This is a genomic window from Nonomuraea rhizosphaerae (genome assembly GCF_019396405.1).
GTDB classification, from domain to species: domain Bacteria; phylum Actinomycetota; class Actinomycetes; order Streptosporangiales; family Streptosporangiaceae; genus Nonomuraea; species Nonomuraea rhizosphaerae.
The window spans coordinates 1-14,768 of sequence record NZ_JAHKRL010000071.1 but is presented as its reverse complement, the minus strand read 5'-3'; the positions used below and the strand labels follow the sequence as shown (position 1 = coordinate 14,768).

The following is a 14,768-nucleotide window of genomic DNA, read 5'->3' as shown; positions in this document are numbered from 1 at the left end:
CTTCTTGCCGACCGGCAACAACGGCTCCAGCACCGCCCACTCAGCGGAAGACAGATCACCACGACTCACCCAAAGATCATCCCAGAAGTGGATCACCGAAATGATCCACTTCTGAAACAGGCCCTAGGCGCCTTTCAGGAGCGCGCGGCACCAGGCGCTCTTTCCGGAGCGCGCGGCTCAGGTGTCCCAGTCGGGGCGGAAGGCGTTCTGGGCCAGGTCAATGGCCTCGTCCAGCTGGCGCGCGATGTTCTGGACGGCCGTCATGTCGGGACGCGGGCACTCGAACCCGACCCGCATCGTCGCCATCGCGAACGCCACGATAAGGTGAGTGCGCTGGTCGGTAGTGACGTCGACGCCCCTTCGGGCGGCCACCTCCTCGGCCAGGCGGCGCTCGGTCGCGGCGCCGCGGGCGACCGACAGGCCGAACAGGTGCGGGTTCTCGTCCAGAAGTCTCCGCAGTTTGAGGAATCTTGCGGCGTCCTCGGCCGTTGAGTCCTGCATGTCGCGAAGGACCGCGCGCAAGGCATGGGTCAGCGACGTGAACGGGGGTTCGTCGAGCGGGCGGTCGCGCAGGGTCTCCAGCATGATCTCCTCGCCGTGGTCATGGAACCACAGGGCGAGATGGTCCTTGCTGGTGAAGTAGCGGAAGAACGTGCGCGGGGAGATCTCGACCGCCCCCGCGATCTGGTCCACGGTGGTCGAGTCGTACCCTTGTTCGAGGAACAGGTCGATCGCCGCGTCGAGGATCGCCAGGCGCGTCTTCTCCTTCTTACGCTCCCGTAGTCCCACCGTAACCTTCCTGTCAGTCTGTGTCATAAGTCATAGCCAGCCAATTAAAACTCGGTTGTCAGATGTCATCAACTGACATAGATTACCTGAGGCTTAAGAGATCTATGCCCCGAGTCGGGGCAGTACGTACTGAGGGGGACTACATGGCTCACGCGAAGGCGGTTGACGTTCCGCCATCGCTCGGCCCTGGCCGCAAGAGGACCGGGGGAAGCGGTAATCCATGGCTGGTGCTTCTGGCCGTCAGCCTGGGCGTCATCATGGTCATGCTCGACGGCACCGTCGTCGGCATCGCCAACCCGTCCATCCAGCAGGACCTCGGCGCGTCGCTGTCGGACCTGCAGTGGGTGACCAGCGGTTACCTCTTGGCGCTCGCGGTCTTCCTCATCACGGCAGGCAAACTCGGTGACCTCTTCGGGCACAAGCGGGTCTTCCTGATCGGTGTCGCGGGCTTCGCGCTCTCCTCGGTCGGGATCGGCCTGAGCCAGGAGCTGGCCGACATCATTCCAGGTGTGTCGCCGGTCGGCGCGCTGATCGGCCTGCGCGTGCTGCAGGGCCTGTTCGGCGCCCTGCTCCAGCCCGCGGCCCTCGCGCTGCTGCGCGCGGCGTTCCCCGGTGACAAGCTGAACCAGGCGATGGGGGCGTGGGGCGCCATCATCGGCCTGTCCAGCGCCGCGGGCCCGATCGTCGGCGGTGTGCTGGTCCAGCAGGTGAGCTGGGAGTCGGTGTTCTTCATCAACGCGCCGGTCGGCATCATCGCCCTGGTCCTGGGGATCTTCCTGATCAGGGAGAACCGGGTGCCGTCGCTGGCCCGCATCGACTGGCTGGGCGTGGTCCTGCTGTCGGGCGCGATGTTCTCGCTGGTCTGGACGATCATCAAGGCTCCCGAGTGGGGCTGGGGCGACAGCGCCACGCTCGGCTTCCTGGGCGCGTTCGTGGTGCTCATCGGCGCGTTCATCTTCTGGCAGAGCAGGGCCAAGCAGCCGCTGGTGCCGCTGTCGCTGTTCAGGAACCCGTCCATCTCCATCGGCACCGTGCTGATGATGATGGTGGCGTTCGCGATGTTCGGGGCTATGTTCTTCCTGGGCTTCTTCTTCCAGGGCGTGCACGGGCTGAGCCCGCTGGACGCCGGTCTGCGCATGCTGCCGATGAGCGCGGGCATGATCGTCGCCTCGCCGCTGGCGGGCATGATGATCGGCAAGCTCGGCCCGAAGATCACGATGGCCACCGGCCTGGTGATCACCGCCGGGTCGATGTTCCTCATGTCGCGCCTGAGCATCGACGCCTCGTTCATCGAGAGCGCCATCCCGTTCGTGCTGCTGGCCTTCGGCCTGTCGCCGGTCTTCGTCGGCGCCACCGAGATCATCGTGGGCAACGCCCCCATCGAGTACAGCGGCGTCGCGGGCGGCGTGCAGCAGTCGGCCATGCAGGTCGGCGGCGCGCTCGGCACCGCGATCCTGGGCGCCGTGATGGCGGCCGAGATCTCCAGCAAGCTGCCCGGCTACCTCGGGCCGGCGGCCCAGGCCATCCCGCCGGAGCAGCTGTCACTGCTGGAGAAGGCGGCCGCGTTCGGCGGACTCCCGGCCGGGACACCGCAGCAGCTTCAGCAGCTCGTCGGCGGGGCCCTGCACAACGCGTTCATGGACGGCATGCACCTGGCCTTCCTGGTCAGCACCGGCATCGCGTTGCTGACGGCGGTGCTGGCGCTGTTCGTCAAGGCCGGTCGCAAGACCGAGGGCGCGCCGGTGCACGTGGGCTGACGCCTCTTCGGAGTTTCCGGGACGGTCCCTGCCTCTTCGGGCGGGGGCCGTTCCGCATCGCCGGGCTGTCCGCTGCTCGCTGTCGGGGCGTTCGGTCGTCCGCTGTACGTGCCGCCGTTGTGTTCCGTTCGGGTTGTGGGGCGGGCATAGACTCGGGTGGGTGAGCACGAAGATCCTCCCTGAGCAGGAGACCACCCCGCGGACGTCGCACGGCGACGGCGATCACGAGCGGTTCGCGCACTACGCGGACAAGCACAAGATCACCGAAAGCATGGTGACCGGCACGCCGATCCGGGCCCTGTGCGGCAAGGTCTGGGTGCCCAGCCGCGACCCGAAGAAATACCCGGTGTGCCCCGAGTGCAAGGAAATCTACGAGGGGCTGCCTCCGGGTGGCGGTGACGACAAGAACGAGTGAGTGTTGATCACATGTGATCGCCCGTAGTGAGGTTACGGTCTGGATGCAGACCGCCTCACACCGTCATGGGGGATCGCATGGCCCGGCGCGCGACCGCCGTCTCTTTGGCATGCCTGCTCGCGGCCGGGCTCGTGCCGCCATATCCGGCCGCGCCGGCCCGGGCGTCAGCTCAGGCGTCCGTACGGGCTTCCTTGGGGTGCCCGATTCCGGACGGGGCCGCTCGGGGCGGGGTTTCCGCTGGAGTGCGCCGGGAGGCGTACGGGCCGTCTCCGCATGCGTACGGGCCGTCTTCAGGTGCGTACGGGCCGTCTCCGCGTTTGTACGGGCGGGATGACGAGCCGCGGCCGCCGGAGCCGCGGGCGCCGAAACCGCAGGACGTGGCGCACGTGCTGGCCCAGCTCGACAAGCGGCTCGACGGCGTCACCGTGCCTCACGAGCTGACCGTCCCGACGTGGGTGCACGTGCTCAGCGACGGGACGCGCAAGGCGAGCGACGCGGACGTCAGGGCGCAGATCAAGACCCTCAACTCCGCCTACAGCGGCGCGCTGGGCGGGGTGGCGACCGGGGTGCGGTTCCGGCTGGACGGGATCGCGGTCGAGGAGAACGCCTCCTGGTTCACCGACCCGATCCGCAACGAGCGGGTCATGAAGTCGGCCCTGCGCAAGGGCGGCCCCGAGACGCTGAACCTGTACATCGCCCAGCTCGGCGACCTCGTCCTCGGCTACTCCACCTATCCGTACTGGTACAAGGGCAGCCCCCGGCTCGACGGCGTGGTGATCGACTGGCGCACCCTGCCGGGCGGCGCGCTGGTCAACTACAGCCGCGGGTTCACCGGCGTGCACGAGATCGGGCACTGGCTCGGCCTGTTCCACACCTTCGAGAACGGGTGCGCGACCCCGGGCGACGGCATCGACGACACCGCGCCGGAGGCCAAGCCCACGGAGGGGTGCCCGGACACCAAGGAGTCCTGTCCGGAGAAGGGCGCCGACCCCATCCACAACTACATGGACTACGCGCACGATCGGTGCATGTCGGAGTTCACATCAGGGCAGGCGGAGCGCATGCACCAGATGTGGGCCGTCTATCGCGGTCGACCCGATGTTCTCTGACCCGTTCTGCGCCTGGTAGCCGCCCCTTTTGTGGGGTAGCCGGGCATTTGCGGGGTGATCGTCTTTTTTGCACTGTGGCCGTGCGTGGTTGTGACATAACTGCACAACTAGGATGATCGGGTGACAGCACCGAAAGCACTCGAGACTCCGTACGACCCGCCTCGCATCTTCGGTGCCGCCTATCGGACGGCCACCATCGGCATCCTGCTGGTCATCACGCTGATCGCGTTCGAGGGCATGTCGGTCGGCGTGGTCATGCCGGTCGTGTCGCAGGAGCTCGACGCGCTCGACCTGTACGGGCTGAGCTTCTCGGCGTTCCTCATCGCCAGCCTGTTCGCGAACGTGGTGTCCGGGCTCTGGTCGGACCGGCGCGGTTACACGGCGCCGTTCCTGCTCGGGGTGGTGCTGTTCGTGATCGGGATGGGGCTGGCGGGGGCCGCGCCGACGAAGGCGCTGTTCCTGGCGGCGCGGGGCGTGCAGGGGCTGGGGGCCGGGTGCACGATCGTCGCGGTGTACGTGATGATCGCGAGGGTCTATCCGCCTGATGTGCGGCCCAAGGTCTTCGCGGCGTTGTCGGCGGCCTGGGTGGTGCCCGCCATGGTGGGGCCCGCCGTGGCGGGGTTCGTGGCGAAGATCTGGGGGTGGCAGTGGGTGTTCTTCGGGATCATCCCGCTGGTGGTGCCCGCCCTGGTGATGTTGATCCCGGCGCTGAACAAGTCCACCCCGCCGGCGGGTGACGAGGCCGGCGCCGGTGAGAAGTCGCTCCGGGCCAGGCCGGTTCTCATGACCGTCGCGGCGACCGCCGCCGCCGGTGGGGCGGGGACGCTGCTCTACGGCGTGGACAAACTGCACGTCTCACCCGTCCCGAGCGCGATCGCGGTGGTGGGGGGACTGGCGTGCCTCGCGTACGGGCTGGTCAAGCTGCTGCCGCCGGGAGCGCTGCGGTTCGGGCGCGGGCTGCCGACGACGATCATGATGCGCGGCATGTTCTCGGCCGCCTTCTTCGGCGTGAACTCGTTCATCCCGCTCGCGCTCCAGCAGGTCAAGGGGTTCGACCCGACGGCGGCGGGCATCGCGCTGACGACCGGGGCGCTGGGCTGGTCGACCGGGTCGTACCTGCAGAGCCGGCGTACGGTCGACGCCCACCGGCGGATCAGGCTGGGGGCGGCGTGCGTCATGGCGGGGATCCTGCTGACGGTGCTGTCCGTGCTGCCGGGGGTCACGGGGTGGACGGCGGTGCCCGCGTGGATCGTGGCGGGGTTCGGGATGGGGCTCGGGATGTCGACGGTCAGCGTCACGGCGCTGAAGCAGTCGCCTGTGCACGAGCAGGGGGCGAACTCCGCCGCGCTGTCGGTCACGGACATGCTGGGGTCGGGGCTGGCGGTGGGGGTGGGGGGTGCGCTGGTCAACCTGATCGGGCACAGTCCGGAGATGATCGCGCGGGGGTTTGTGGTGATCTGCGGGTTGATGGCGGCGATCGCTCTGTCTGCCACGCTGCTTGCCGTCCGTACGAGGTCACTCTAACTATCAGGCTGTTTTCTTCTTTTACGGCACGCATGGGCCGGCCCCACACGCCGTACGGGGCTGAGGGCCTCCAGGGGGACGGCCGCTGACCGGATGGTGGCCGGGCGCCGATACGGCCCGGGTGAAACGGCACCACGGCACAACCGGAGCCGCACCCGCCACGCTGAGCCGGAGCCGGAGCCGGAGCCGGGGAAGGGCGCCAAGAGTCGCCTGCCGATGGTGGCAGGACCAGGGGCACCGCTCGCCGCCTCGCCTCCTTCGCTCACCCCGCCTCCTTCGCCCGCTCGCCCGGCGGCCTCTCGCTCGCGTTCACTCGTCCGTTCGTCACGGCAGGGGTGGCCGGGGAGATGGGTGGCGGGATGGCGGGGTGGGGAGATTGTGAGGGGTTGATTTTTCTCTCCTGTCACAGCGATCACGGATCGCCGGACCCGTGGGCGAAGGAGTGATAGGACAGCGGACAAGGAGGTGTCATGGAGGACGATCGTCGCGTTTGGCCGCCGTCGAGTCCGAGTGCCAGGCATCGCCGTACTTCTCCAGAGCCCGCCGAGGAGGACGACGAGCCGCCGGTGGCGGCGCCGCGGCGGGGGAATCCGTACGCGAGCAACACTCCGCAGGTCAGTAACGGTCCGCAGGCCGGCAACGACCCACGGGCCGGCAACGGCGCACAGGCCGGCAACAGTTCGCAGGGGAGCAACGGGCGGCGGGGGGATCGCAGGGGGCCTTCCTGGCACGGGCGGGGGCAGGTCGAGGAGGAGCCGGAGGATCTGTGGAACCCGCAGATCCGCAGGACCGCCGAGCGCGGGCTGGAGCCGGACGACGGTGACCCGCAGGTGCCGTGGGAGTCGTTGCCTCCGTCGGCGAGGTTCTACGGGGCGCCGGCCGATCCCGGGTTGCCGGGGCGGGTGCGGAGCCGGAAGTGGCGGCGGCCCGCGGCGGCGGTGCTGGCGTTGCTGCTGGCCACGGGGCTGGTCGCGGGGCTGGTCTCGGTGGTGTTGCGGATGGCCGAGCCGGAGCCGGTGACGGCGCGGTTGAGCGATTCGCTGGCGGGGGTGACGATCACGTTGCCGCAGGGGTGGCGGGAGGCGGCGGTGCCGCCGGTGACGGGGTTCACGTCCGTGGTGCGGGGCGACGGGGCGTTGGTCATGGCCAGGCCGGTGCCAGGGCCGGTGGCCGATGTGGTGCGGGCGACCAGGGACTCGGCCGAGCTGTACTCCAGGTTGCTGCTCAAGGGCGACAAAGTGGAAGTCGTGGAGGACAAGGAAATCGCACAAGGTCACACGCGTGCGCTACGAGCGCAATACGCGGATGTGGTCAACAGACCGGCCTTTCTCCGTGTCACACTCCTGAGCAGGGACGGCAAGGCAGTGCTGCTCGTCGGACTGCTCCAACCTGAGGAAGCCGGTAGAAGGCAGGCGCTCGACGCGGTCATGTCGAGTGTGCGATAAGCCCCGTACGCCCCTTAGCACGCGAGGATGAGCTTGGCCAGGATCCACGGTGCACGGCACGTCTTGTCGGTGGCCCCGATTACTCTTGGGTCACTGTGAGAGAGCGAAGCACACGAACCCCAGAGGTGATGCGGTGAGCACGTTCGCCGCATCCCACCTGTCGCCTTCCTACCCCGACCGCGCCGCCTGGGGCACCGCCCCCAAGCTGCGGGCCTGGCAGCAGGAGGCGTACGACCTGTATTTCAGGCGCGAGCCGCGTGACTTCCTCACCGTGGCGACGCCGGGCGCGGGCAAGACGACCTACGCCCTGCGCATCGCCAGCGAGCTGCTCGCCAACGGGGTGATCAGGTCGATCACCATCGTCACCCCCACCGAACACCTCAAGCGCCAGTGGGCCGACGCCGCCGGCAAGGTCGGCATCATGATCGACCCCGAGTTCAAGAACAGCCAGGGCGCCACCTCCCGCGACTACGTCGGTGTCGCGGTCACGTACGCGCAGGTCGCCATGCATCCCGCCCTCCACAGGGCGCGCACGGAGGCGCGCAAGACGCTCGTCATCTTCGACGAGATCCATCACGCCGGCGACGCCAAGTCGTGGGGCGACGGCATCCGCGAGGCGTTCGAGCCGGCCACGCGCAGGCTGCAGCTGACCGGCACGCCGTTCCGGTCCGACGACAACCCGATCCCGTTCGTCGGCTACGACGAGGACGCCGAGGGCTTCAAGCGCAGCGTCTCCGACTACTCCTACGGCTACGGCCCGGCCCTGGCCGACGGGGTCGTGCGGCCGGTCATCTTCCTGGCGTACTCGGGGGAGATGAAGTGGCGCACCCGCGCCGGTGACGAGCTGGTGGCCACCCTGGGCACGCCGCTCACCAAGGACCAGCTCTCCCAGGCGTGGCGGGCGGCGCTCGACCCCAAGGGCGACTGGATCCGCCAGGTCATGCAGGCCGCCGACCGCAGGCTCACCGAGGTGCGGCGGGGCGTGCCCGACGCCGCCGGGCTGGTGATCGCCACCGATCACGAGGCCGCCCGCGCCTATGCCCGCCACCTGCGCAACATCTCCGGCGAAGGCGCCACCGTGGTGCTCTCCGACGACCCCGGCGCCTCCAAGAAGATCAAGCAGTTCGCGTCCTCCGGCGATCGGTGGCTGGTGGCGGTGCGCATGGTGTCGGAGGGCGTGGACATCCCGCGCCTGTGCGTGGGGGTGTATGCCACCTCGACATCCACGCCGCTGTTCTTCGCCCAGGCGGTCGGGCGCTTCGTCCGTGCGCGCAAGCGCGGCGAGATGGCCTCGGTGTTCCTGCCGTCGGTGCCGACCCTCATGGGGCTGGCCAACGAGATGGAGGTGGAGCGCGACCACGTGCTCAACCGCCGTCCGCCCGAGGACGGGCTCGACGACAGCCTGCTGGAGGACGCCAACAGGAAGAAGGACAATCCGGACGTCCTTGGTGACGAGCTGCCGTTCGAGACCATGGAGACGACGGCGACGTTCGACCGGGTGCTGTATGACGGCGGCGAGTTCGGCACCGGGGCGGAGGTCGGGTCGGCCGAGGAGGAGGACTTCCTCGGGCTCCCCGGGCTGCTGGAGCCCGACCAGGTGGCCACGCTGCTGCGCAAACGGCAGTCCGACCAGCAGGCCGCCCGGGCCAAGAAGCCGGCCGAGACGGGTCCGGCCGCGCTGGCGCCGCACGAGCAGATCGCCGAGCTGCGCCGGGAGCTCAACGGCCTGGTGGGAGCCTGGAACCACCGGACGGGGCAGCCGCACGGGGTGATCCACTCGGAGTTGCGGCGGGCGTGCGGCGGGCCGCCGATCGCGCAGGCCACGGCCGTCCAGATCCAGGAACGGATCGACAAGATCCGGCAGTGGGCCACCCAGCGGCGTTAGCCGAGGCCGTGGGTGGAGGGTGTGGCGGGGCCTGGGACGTGCCGGGGCGCGGGACGTGGCGGAATCCGCTGATGAGTGGGCGATGAGTTGTGGGGACGGGGCGCGTTGTGGTGCGGGCCGAGGTGGAGCCGGCTGTGGTGAAGCGGGTCCAGGTGGGAGTGGGCCGGGGCGGAGCGGGCGGGGGTGGAGTGCGGTTTCGGGGGCGTTGAGGCCGCTGGGGTTGGGAAGTTCATAGCGATCTTGGCGATCCGGTGGCCGGGCGCCGCCGGAAGTGTCACGGTTAGGACACGGCAGCAGTAGAGCCCCGCTCACGTCCCGGCCTCCATGCTTCGGGAAGTGGCTCAAGCGCCGGTCGAGGCAGGCGTTCCAAGGTAGTGACGCTCCGTGACTCTATGCGTTTGGCCACACCCCCGTGGCCTCTCGTTAGACGACCACCGGAACCGGCAACAACCAACGATGGCTGCCTTGGCATATGCAGAAGGATTCCCCCCATGTCATCTGAGGCCACAGGAAAGTCGACGTTCGACGTCACTTCTGGCCTCGCCGGAAACGCCATTGTCAGCCGGCTGAATGGTGATCTGGATGCGTTCGCGGTGCCGATGTTCCGCGAGCACATGGGGCGGATCTGGGAGCTTCCGGTCAAGCCCTTCCTGGTGCTGGATCTGCAGGAGATCACGTTCTGTGACTCCATGGGGATGAGCGAGCTCTTGGTGGTGCTGCAGCGGTGCGAGGCCAGGGGGACCAGGCTGATGCTCGGCGGCGTGCAGGGGGTCATGGCGCGGGTGCTGTCGATCACGGGGTTGCGGCACGCGTTCGAGGTGTACGCCGACTTCGACGACGCCCTGCGGCAGACCGCGACCTGATGACCCCCTGAGCCTTCCCGGCGGCGTGAACGTCAGGTGGCGAAGCGGCGGACGAAGTCGAGGGCGGTGTCGGCGACCTCGCGCCAGCCGCTGTCGATGGTGAGCGCGTGGCCCCGGCCGGGGATCTCGACGATCTCGGTGACGGCGCGGTTGCGCTTCTGCTTCTTGTAGGCGGCGTTGGACAGCGCCCACGGCACCGTGTGGTCCTTCTCACCGGAGATGATCAGCAGCGGGCCCCGGTCCGGGCTCTTGCTGTTGACCTTGGCCTCGGTCCAGGGGTTGAGGTTCGCCGTGGCGGCCTGGAAGAGCGGGGCGCCGGGGGCCGCGACGGCGTACGTCTCGTACAGCTCCTTGGCCTCGTCCTCGCTGACGGCGTTGGCGAACCCGTACCGGAACTGCTCGTACGTGAGCGGCACGGCGCGGTGGATGTTGGCCGGGTTGGCGAGCACGGGGGAGGCCGAGCGCAGCGCGGAGATCGGCAGGGGCAGCACGCCGCGGAACGGGGCGGGGTCGATCGCGACGGTCACCGCGGACAGGCCGCGACCGGCGAGGATCTGCGCGAGCAGGCCGCCGAAGGAGTGGCCGACGATGGCGGGCCTGGCCGACAACTTGGAGATCAGCGACTCGATGTGGTCGGCGATCTGGCCGACCGTCTTGTTGGCGAAGACCTCGGGGTGCTCCTTGGCCTCGCTGACGGTCTCGGGGTCGTCCGGCCAGCCCAGCGCGATCGGCGTGTAACCGGCCTCGGCGAAGACCTCGCCCCAGCGGTCCCAGCTGCTCGGCAGCAGCCAGAGCCCGTGCACGAACACGACCGGGGTGCGCCCGGAGGCGTTCGCCTGCTCGATCCGCTCAACATCGTGTGAAGTCGACATAGCTCAGAAGCTAGATCGCGGCAGGCGCCGCGTCCATGGGCCATTTGCCCGCCTTTGCGAGGTCACCTGCCCGCGTTCGCGAAGCTGTCCGCCGGCGTTCGCGAAGCTGTCCGCTCGCGTTCGCGAAGCTGTCCGCCGGCGTTCGCGGCGGACGGGATGCGGTGCCCGGTGCGGCCGTCGACCGCCCGGGAGCGCTTGCGGGCGGGCGGGTCGAGCGGCACCCGCAGTGTCGCGGAGCCGCCGACCACCCGGATCGGCACCGTCTCGGCCCCTCCGTGGTGGCCGTGCAGCGGGCCCTCGTGCACCCAGACGCGCAGCTTGCGTCCCTCGGCGCGGAGCACGACCTTGGCCGTGTCGCACTCGCCGGGCACGGCGGGCCAGGACAACGTGAGGCCGTCACGCGCGCCGCTCAGCCGCGCCGTCTCGGGCACCGGCATGCGCGTCACGCAGCCGCTCGGCTGCGGCACGTCGTGCGCGACGACGGCCGGCCCCCGCTGCTCGTCGTGCCTGGCGGTGACGCGGTTCATGGCGATCGTGGCCAGCTCCAGCAGCGCCAGCGTCAGCACGGCCCCCACCCTGGCCAGGTTGTGGCCGCGGACGAGCACCCACAGAGCGAGAGGGGCGAGCAGCAGCCAGGCCAGGCCGAGCGAGAAGGCGAGCATGCGGGGAACCTCACACAGGGCACGAGTACGGGCGTGGACAGAGACATTCAAGAAAGGTCGCTCTCCGTAGTAGCGTGCGTTCGGAGAGCATTCGTCATCTTGGATATCACATGACCACAGTGTTGCGCACTGTGTACTCAATGTGATCAATGCACGGTGGGAGCCCCCTGGAGAACGGCTCCGGCCGCGGTCAGCTCCGACAGCGCCGCGTCCGTGGTCTGGCGGGCCACCCCGGCCGTGAGGTCGAGCAGCACCCGTACGGACAGCCCGTGCTCGACGGCGTCCAGGGCGGTGGCGCGCACGCAGTGGTCCGTGGCGATGCCGACGATGTCCACCTCGGACACCCCGCGCCGCTTTAGCCAGTCGCCCAGCGTCACGCCGTCGCCGGAGGCGCCCTCGAACCCGCTGTACGCGGCGGCGTAGGCGCCCTTGGAGAACACCTCCTCCACACCGGACACGTCGAACGCCGGATGGAAGTCCGCGCCCGGCGTCCCGGCGACGCAGTGCGCGGGCCAGGTGGAGACGTAGTCGGGGGACTCGGCGAAGTGGTCGCCGGGGCTGACGTGGTAGTCGCGGGTGGCCACGACGTGGTCGTAGCCGTGGTCGGCCACGTAGCGGGTGATCCCGGCCGCCACCTCTGAGCCGCCCGCCACGGGCAGGCTGCCACCCTCGCAGAAGTCGTTCTGCACGTCGACGATGATCAGCGCGGTCGCCATACGGATCACCATACGTCAGGCGAATTCCGTGGGGATGGCCGCGTACCCCCTGCCGAGGTGCAGCGCGTCCTGGGGGAGCTTCGAGACGGCCTCGGCGTGCCGCTCGCGGGCCGTGGCCAGCGGCTCCCTGCCCACGACCGCGCCGTCGCGGACGAGCGGGCGCAGCAGCGGGACGCCGCCGTCGGGGACCGCGCCCGACGTCGTGACCAGCTCGGTCTCGGCGTGGCCGTGCTCGTCGTAGAGGCGGTAGGCGTTCTTGCGGCCGCCGCGTGAGGGCTTGCCGACCGAGCGCTTGGCGACCGGCTCCAGCTCGCCCGTGGCGGTCTCGCGCGCCACCAGCTTGTAGACCAGCGCCGCCGTCGGCACGCCGGAGCCGGTCACCAGCGAGGTGCCCACGCCGTAGCCGTCCACGGGGGCGGCGGCCAGCGCGGCGATGGCGTACTCGTCCAGGTCGGAGGTGACCAGGACGCGGGTGTTGAACGCGCCGAGCGCGTCGAGCTGCTCGCGCACCTCCTGGGCCGCCGCCGCCAGGTCGCCGGAGTCGATCCGGACCGCGCCCAGCTTGGCGCCGGCCAGCTCGACGGCCGTGCGCACCGCCTCGGGCACGTCGTAGGTGTCCACGAGCAGCGTCGTCCCCTGCCCCAGCGAGGCGATCTGGGCCTCGAACGCGGCCCGCTCCGAGTCGTGCAGCAGCGTGAACGCGTGCGCCGCCGTGCCTGCCGTGGGGACCCCGTACAGACGGCCGGCCATCAGGTTGGAGGTGGAGGCGAAGCCGGCGATATAGGCGGCGCGGGCGGCGGCCACGGCCGACCACTCGTGGGTGCGGCGCGAGCCCATCTCGATCAGCGGCCGCTGCCCCGCCGCGTTGACCATCCGGGAGGCGGCCGAGGCGATGGCGCAGTCGTGGTTCAGGATCGACAGGGTGACGGTCTCCAGCAGCACGGCCTCGGCGAACGTGCCCTCCACCACCATGATCGGGGAGGCCGGGAAGTAGAGGTCGCCCTCGCCGTAGCCGAAGATGTCGCCCGAGAAGCGGTAGCCGGCCAGGAAGTCGAGCGTCGACTCGTCGACCACCTCCTTCTCCCGCAGATAGGTGAGTTCTTCGTCACGAAAACGGAAGCCTTCCAGCTCCTCCAGGAGGCGTCCTGTACCGGCGACAACTCCGTAACGACGGCCACCCGGCAAATGCCTGGCGAACACCTCAAAAACGGCCCGTCTGTGGGCGGCGCCGCTCCGCAGGGCCGCCTGCAGCATTGTCAGCTCATAGTGATCTGTGAGCAACGCGGTGCTCATGGTCATTGTCACGACTCGAAGACTACGGCTGAGGTAGGGCAGGATGGGGGATGTGGGAAGCACCGCTCCAATCGCCGTCGAGCGTCCTTCAACGGACGTCCGGCCCGAGCTGCCGTGGGTGACGATTGTCTGGAACGACCCGGTCAACCTCATGTCCTATGTGACGTACGTCTTCCAGACGGTCTTCGGCTACTCCAAGCAGAAGGCCGAGAAACTCATGATGGACGTGCACAAGAAGGGCAAGGCCGTGGTCTCCAGCGGCACCCGCGAGGAGATGGAGCGCGACGTGCAGATCCTCCACTCCTACGGCTTGTGGGCCACTGTCCAACCAGACTCGGTCAAGTGAGGCGCGAAAAGTGAACTCGGGGTTCTCCACGCGCGACGGCGGCGGGGTCGTCGCGGTGTTCGAGGCGGCGGAGGTGTCGATCCTGCGCTCCCTCGTCTCGCAGGTGCTCGGCCTGATCGCGCCGGGGGAGACGGGCGACGACCCGCTGGAGCGCGCGCTGGGCATCGGGACCGCCGAGGCGCCCTCCGATCCGGTGCTGGCCAGGCTGTTCCCCTCGGCGTACGAGGACGAGAAGGAGGCCTCGGAGTTCCGGCGCTACACCGAGGCGACGCTGCGCGACGGCAAGCGCGCCGACGCCCAGACCATGCTCGACACAGCCAGGCCCGGCCGCAGCGAGCTGACGCCCGAGCAGGCCCAGGCGTGGCTGCGCTCGCTCAACGACGTCCGCCTCGCGCTCGGCACCAAGCTGGAGGTGACCGAGGAGGTCCACGACGAGATCGCCGCCATGTCCGAGGACGATCCGCGCTACCCGGCCTACGTCACCTACGACTGGCTGACCTACCTCCAGGACACCCTGGTCCGGGCCCTCTGGTAGCTTCCGGGACATGCTGACGATCTCGCAGGAACTGGTCGACAAGATCGTTGCCCATGCCCGGGCGGACCACCCCGACGAGGCGTGCGGCGTCATCGCCGGGCGCGACGGCGTCCCCGAGCGGTTCGTCAAGATGGAGAACGCCGAGCGTTCGCCCACCTTCTACCGCTTCGACTCGATGGAGCAGCTGCGCGTCTGGCGCGAGATGGACGACCGCGACGAGGAGCCGGTCGTGATCTACCACTCGCACACCGCGACCGAGGCGTACCCGTCGCGCACCGACGTGTCCTACGCCTCCGAGCCGAACGCCCACTACGTCCTGGTCTCCACCAGGGACGAGGACAAGACGGAGTTCCGCTCGTACCGGATCCTCGATGGGGAGATAACCGAGGAAGAGGTAAGATTCCTCCCATGATGGGCAGGCCGGTGCAGAGTTATCTCTTCGCGCACACCCCGGCCGTCGTCGTCTACGACTGTCGCTGATCCGACGCGGGGTCCGTTATAGGGGGCCGCCGCAGGAATCCGCGAACGGCCGTCGGCGTTGGTGCCGACGGGACGAC

General features: G+C 69.3%; 15 protein-coding genes. 10 read left to right on the top strand and 5 right to left on the bottom strand.

Features of this window, described 5'->3' with window-relative positions:
• Window positions 1-177 precede the first annotated feature (177 nt).
• Window positions 178-789 carry a TetR family transcriptional regulator gene (locus tag KME77_RS03370; protein ID WP_219461826.1) on the bottom strand — a complete coding sequence of 204 codons (612 nt, stop codon included), beginning with the start codon at window positions 787-789 and terminating at the stop codon, window positions 178-180.
• Between the two features lie 143 nt (window positions 790-932).
• Here KME77_RS03370 and KME77_RS03365 point away from each other — a divergent pair, with 143 nt between their 5' ends.
• The 7 genes from KME77_RS03365 to KME77_RS03335 all read left to right on the top strand — a co-directional run bounded on the left by KME77_RS03365 (window position 933) and on the right by KME77_RS03335 (window position 9,787).
• Window positions 933-2,546, top strand: a complete 1,614-nt coding sequence (locus KME77_RS03365) for an MFS transporter (protein WP_219461824.1) — start codon at window positions 933-935, stop codon at window positions 2,544-2,546.
• 160 nt (window positions 2,547-2,706) lie between these two features.
• Complete coding sequence (locus KME77_RS03360; RefSeq protein WP_219461823.1) at window positions 2,707-2,961, top strand: DUF3039 domain-containing protein; 255 nt, start codon at window positions 2,707-2,709, stop codon at window positions 2,959-2,961.
• Window positions 2,962-3,278: 317 nt separating this feature from the next.
• Entirely contained in the window at window positions 3,279-4,070 is a 792-nt protein-coding gene (locus KME77_RS03355) for a zinc metalloprotease (RefSeq protein ID WP_246609102.1), read from the top strand.
• Between the two features lie 120 nt (window positions 4,071-4,190).
• Window positions 4,191-5,594, top strand: a complete 1,404-nt coding sequence (locus KME77_RS03350) for an MFS transporter (RefSeq protein WP_219461818.1) — start codon at window positions 4,191-4,193, stop codon at window positions 5,592-5,594.
• 470 nt (window positions 5,595-6,064) lie between these two features.
• Complete coding sequence (locus KME77_RS03345) at window positions 6,065-7,039, top strand: hypothetical protein (protein ID WP_219461817.1); 975 nt, start codon at window positions 6,065-6,067, stop codon at window positions 7,037-7,039.
• A 133-nt stretch (window positions 7,040-7,172) separates the two neighbouring features.
• Window positions 7,173-8,924 (top strand): DEAD/DEAH box helicase, encoded by a 1,752-nt coding sequence (locus KME77_RS03340; RefSeq protein WP_308250524.1) that lies wholly within the window; start codon window positions 7,173-7,175, stop codon window positions 8,922-8,924.
• Window positions 8,925-9,415: 491 nt separating this feature from the next.
• Window positions 9,416-9,787, top strand: coding sequence for an STAS domain-containing protein (locus tag KME77_RS03335; RefSeq protein ID WP_219461815.1), 372 nt, complete (start codon window positions 9,416-9,418; stop codon window positions 9,785-9,787).
• Between the two features lie 32 nt (window positions 9,788-9,819).
• Here KME77_RS03335 and KME77_RS03330 read toward each other — a convergent pair whose 3' ends face one another.
• From KME77_RS03330 to KME77_RS03315, 4 genes are all read right to left on the bottom strand, one after another.
• Complete coding sequence (locus tag KME77_RS03330; RefSeq protein WP_219461814.1) at window positions 9,820-10,659, bottom strand: alpha/beta hydrolase; 840 nt, start codon at window positions 10,657-10,659, stop codon at window positions 9,820-9,822.
• A 62-nt stretch (window positions 10,660-10,721) separates the two neighbouring features.
• Window positions 10,722-11,321: a hypothetical protein gene (locus KME77_RS03325; RefSeq protein ID WP_219461813.1), complete on the bottom strand. Its 600-nt coding sequence runs from the start codon at window positions 11,319-11,321 to the stop codon at window positions 10,722-10,724.
• Window positions 11,322-11,467: 146 nt separating this feature from the next.
• Window positions 11,468-12,037 (bottom strand): nicotinamidase, encoded by a 570-nt coding sequence (locus KME77_RS03320; RefSeq protein ID WP_219461812.1) that lies wholly within the window; start codon window positions 12,035-12,037, stop codon window positions 11,468-11,470.
• A 15-nt stretch (window positions 12,038-12,052) separates the two neighbouring features.
• Entirely contained in the window at window positions 12,053-13,336 is a 1,284-nt protein-coding gene (locus KME77_RS03315; protein WP_219461827.1) for a nicotinate phosphoribosyltransferase, read from the bottom strand.
• A gap of 37 nt (window positions 13,337-13,373) precedes the next feature.
• Between KME77_RS03315 and clpS the strand changes: the two genes are divergently transcribed.
• The 3 genes from clpS to KME77_RS03300 are packed head-to-tail and all read left to right on the top strand — an operon-like array spanning window position 13,374 to window position 14,623.
• A complete protein-coding gene (gene clpS / locus KME77_RS03310; protein WP_219461811.1) occupies window positions 13,374-13,676 on the top strand; it encodes an ATP-dependent Clp protease adapter ClpS in 303 nt (100 codons plus the stop codon).
• Window positions 13,677-13,686: 10 nt separating this feature from the next.
• Window positions 13,687-14,211 (top strand): DUF2017 domain-containing protein, encoded by a 525-nt coding sequence (locus KME77_RS03305; protein ID WP_219461810.1) that lies wholly within the window; start codon window positions 13,687-13,689, stop codon window positions 14,209-14,211.
• A gap of 10 nt (window positions 14,212-14,221) precedes the next feature.
• Window positions 14,222-14,623, top strand: a complete 402-nt coding sequence (locus KME77_RS03300) for a M67 family metallopeptidase (protein WP_219461808.1) — start codon at window positions 14,222-14,224, stop codon at window positions 14,621-14,623.
• The last annotated feature ends 145 nt before the right edge of the window (window positions 14,624-14,768 follow it).

Coding starts and splice junctions, on each gene's coding strand:
- KME77_RS03365 (WP_219461824.1), top strand. CDS start 933: ATGGCTCACGCGAAGGCGGTTGACGTTCCGCCATCGCTCGGCCCTGGC.
- KME77_RS03345 (WP_219461817.1), top strand. CDS start 6,065: ATGGAGGACGATCGTCGCGTTTGGCCGCCGTCGAGTCCGAGTGCCAGG.
- KME77_RS03335 (WP_219461815.1), top strand. CDS start 9,416: ATGTCATCTGAGGCCACAGGAAAGTCGACGTTCGACGTCACTTCTGGC.
- KME77_RS03330 (WP_219461814.1), bottom strand. CDS start 10,659: ATGTCGACTTCACACGATGTTGAGCGGATCGAGCAGGCGAACGCCTCC.
- KME77_RS03325 (WP_219461813.1), bottom strand. CDS start 11,321: ATGCTCGCCTTCTCGCTCGGCCTGGCCTGGCTGCTGCTCGCCCCTCTC.
- KME77_RS03320 (WP_219461812.1), bottom strand. CDS start 12,037: ATGGCGACCGCGCTGATCATCGTCGACGTGCAGAACGACTTCTGCGAG.
- KME77_RS03315 (WP_219461827.1), bottom strand. CDS start 13,336: ATGACCATGAGCACCGCGTTGCTCACAGATCACTATGAGCTGACAATG.
- clpS (WP_219461811.1), top strand. CDS start 13,374: ATGGGGGATGTGGGAAGCACCGCTCCAATCGCCGTCGAGCGTCCTTCA.
- KME77_RS03300 (WP_219461808.1), top strand. CDS start 14,222: ATGCTGACGATCTCGCAGGAACTGGTCGACAAGATCGTTGCCCATGCC.